This window comes from Neptunomonas sp. (assembly GCF_041601355.1).
Lineage (GTDB): Bacteria > Pseudomonadota > Gammaproteobacteria > Pseudomonadales > Balneatricaceae > Neptunomonas.
The window spans coordinates 1-1594 of record NZ_JBFIIH010000250.1; the positions used below are offsets into that span (position 1 = coordinate 1).

A 1594-nucleotide genomic window follows, 5' to 3' on the forward strand; every position below is an offset into this window, starting at 1 on the left:
AATACAGTATAACCGACTACGCTAAGCCACATAAAAAAACCGGCTATCAGAGCCGGCTATTTTACTTAGGCAGTTATTGAGCGACTATTCAGCGGCCACTCATCAGCATTTTCCGAATATCCCGGTTCAATGGCAAACGGAAGTCGTGTGAAGAGAGTACCTGACTATTTACCACACTAACCAAGCGCACATTAACATAGACATAATCACCTCCTATGGCATATGTACCTACCAGTACGGCTTGGGCATCATGCTCAGCACCCACATTGCGCAACTCACGTGACAACATGAATTCGCCAAGGCGTGGCTGCATAAAAAGACTATTACGCAGGCGAACTTCCATTACATTATAGCCACTGTTGACCAAATCTGAGGCAACCGTATCGCCGACCAATCGCCCAAAAGTAGAAGATTCCTGAAGATCATCAATATTCACGAAACTGGTCGCAAGAATTGTACGCTCTTTAGACATCCCTTTAACCGCAGAACTCAACAATGCCGAACTGACATTATCGATCACATCAACCAAATCCACTTTCGCATCAACGACTCGCGTTACTTTATCTGATGCACAACCTGTCAATAATACCGTACTGACCAGAGCCGTAGCCGCGACTTTAACCCAAGATAAACGTTTCATTCTCTTCTCCTTAACGATCTGTTACACGAATCGTCCGCGCCGTAGCCCGCGGCTGTTCAGGCTCTACGTAGTGATCTTTATCACCTGGATTGATGTAATAGATATTGGTTGAAGAGTGTAATAACATACCCTGCTGGGTGACTCGAGTCGTAATCGCAACTTCATGTGTCGATTCAGATACAACATTACCGATGAGCAAATCGCCTGCCACCGCCATAGGAATAAGTGCTAACGCAGGCTCAGTCCAGCGGTTATAAGGCACTGTCGCTACGGCGATACCTGCTGCCAATACAGATAAGGCTCCTTCTGGCGGGCGAATCATGCCCCGATCTTTATGCTCAATCAAATTAACATCATAGCTAACTTCAGCAGCAGCATTAGAGGAGACCATCACGGATCCACCGTCATTGACTAATTCACTAATCAATAATTGGTGAAACGTCTGGTCAAATGGTGAGTTTTTATCGCCACCATTCACATAAACAGACTGGCCTTTTAACTGGTTCAAAATACCTTTGGCTTCATAATCCGCCAGTACCTGCCAATGGTGGGCGGCCTGCATTTTATGCTGTTCAGTTATAGGGTATGTCTTTGCGATCGGTGCCTGAGAGGTGTGCGCATAAAAACAGCCGGGTAACGCCAGTGTTATTGTACTGAGAAGAAGCACTTTCCTTATCATTCTTAAATCCTTACATTAAAAATCCATAATTTACGCAGTTGATATTGCGTCTACCTTTACAGGTATATCTGCCCTTAGAGGCTTTTCTACGGAGGTTAGGTTAGTCTAGTTTACTTAATAGCGCCCAGATAATTTTGCTGACGCCATGCTTCATAAACAACTATTGCGCAAGCATTGGAAAGATTCAGGCTTCGGCTGTCTCCATGCATGGGTAATTTAATGCACTGCTCTGCCGGCAAACCCTCTCTGACGGCTTGCGGCAAACCACGGGTTTC

Annotated in this window: 3 protein-coding genes; all 3 read right to left on the bottom strand. The window is 45.4% G+C overall.

What is annotated here, in order from left to right:
• Nucleotides 1-88: 88 nt before the first annotated feature.
• The gene (locus ABY436_RS19995) at nt 89-640 is read right to left on the bottom strand and encodes a FlgO family outer membrane protein (RefSeq protein ID WP_372740680.1); all 552 of its coding nucleotides are present in this window, start codon (nt 638-640) and stop codon (nt 89-91) included.
• A gap of 10 nt (nt 641-650) precedes the next feature.
• Nucleotides 651-1319, bottom strand: coding sequence for a hypothetical protein (locus ABY436_RS20000; RefSeq protein ID WP_372740681.1), 669 nt, complete (start codon nt 1317-1319; stop codon nt 651-653).
• A gap of 110 nt (nt 1320-1429) precedes the next feature.
• Nucleotides 1430-1594, bottom strand: a 165-nt coding sequence (locus ABY436_RS20005; protein WP_372740682.1) for a tRNA (cytidine(34)-2'-O)-methyltransferase, incomplete at its 5' end; no start/stop codon positions are given.

Bases quoted from the DNA above. Each gene is read 5' to 3' on its own strand.
- ABY436_RS20000 (WP_372740681.1), bottom strand. From the start codon at position 1,319: ATGATAAGGAAAGTGCTTCTTCTCAGTACAATAACACTGGCGTTACCC.
- ABY436_RS19995 (WP_372740680.1), bottom strand. From the start codon at position 640: ATGAAACGTTTATCTTGGGTTAAAGTCGCGGCTACGGCTCTGGTCAGT.